At 66.3% G+C, this 1,187-nt stretch carries 1 protein-coding gene; it reads left to right on the forward strand.

Annotation, left to right across the window (positions count from 1 at the left end; genetic code table 11):
• Window positions 1-80: 80 nt before the first annotated feature.
• A partial coding sequence (locus J1C47_RS23510; protein ID WP_207353227.1) for an IS4 family transposase occupies window positions 81-1,187 on the forward strand: 1,107 nt, incomplete at its 3' end.

The raw sequence follows: 1,187 nt of genomic DNA on the forward strand, positions 1-1,187 counted from the left end.
TGGACAGAGTGCATGACATTGATTCTACTCGGTTCCAGACGTTTCGCGGCGTTCGGGACACGAGATTGGAGATCAATGTCATGCGGCACGACAATAGCGTTTTTCACGGGCTGCAGAAACACATTCCCTGGGCCGAATTCGAGCGGCTCGTCGAAGCCCATCGGGCCGACCGCCGGGTGCGCAGGCTGAGCACCCGGGGCCAGTTCCTCGCCATGCTGTTCGGCCAGTTGTCCGGCGCCGACAGCCTGCGCGACATCGAGGCCGGTCTCGCCAGCCAGTCCGCCCGGCTCTACCATCTCGGCATGAGCGCCCCGGCCCGCTCGACCCTTTCGGATGCCAATGCCACGCGGCCGGCGGCGTTGTTTGCCGAACTCTTCGCCCACATGGCCGAAACCGCCTGCCGCCGCATCCGCCGCCAGATGCCGGCCCTGACGACGCCGACCCTGCTTCTCGACGCCACCCGCCTCTCGCTCACCTCGCTCAGCCAGGGCTGGGTCAGCGCCGTCAGCGGCCAGCGGGCGGTCAAGCTGCACGTCGTCTACGATCTCGGCGCGGCCATGCCGCTGGCGGCGAATCTCACCGACCAGCGGGTGAACGACATCACGCCCGCCAAGGCGCTCCAGCCCGAACCCGGCGCCACCTACGTCTTCGATCTCGGCTATTACGACTTCGCCTGGTGGGCGGCCCTCGACGCCGCCGGCTGCCGGATCGTCAGCCGCCTGAAGAGCAACACCGAGCTTGCCGTGACCGCCGTCCTGCCGGTGCCGAAAGGCGGCGCCATCCTCTCCGACCGGATCGGCCTTCTGCCCCAGCGCATGGCCCGCTCGCGCAACAACCCCTTCGCCGATCCGGTGCGCGAGATCCTCGTCAGGCTCGAGACCGGAAAGACGATCCGCATCGTCTCCAACGATCTCGACGCCCCGGCAAAGGAGATCGCCGATCTCTACAAGGCCCGCTGGCAGATCGAACTCTTCTTCAAATGGATCAAGCAGAACCTGAAGATCGGCCATTTCTTCGGCGAGAGCGAGAACGCCGTGCGCATCCAGATCTTCGTCGCGCTGATCGCCTTCCTGCTCCTCAAACTCGCCCAAGAAGCCCAGCGCGCCATCCCGCAACCCAGCACCTTCCGCCGCCTCGTCCGCCTCAACCTCATGCAAAGGCGGCCCATCGACACTCTCGGCGCGCCC

Source organism: Jiella sonneratiae, assembly GCF_017353515.1.
Taxonomy (GTDB): domain Bacteria; phylum Pseudomonadota; class Alphaproteobacteria; order Rhizobiales; family Rhizobiaceae; genus Jiella; species Jiella sonneratiae.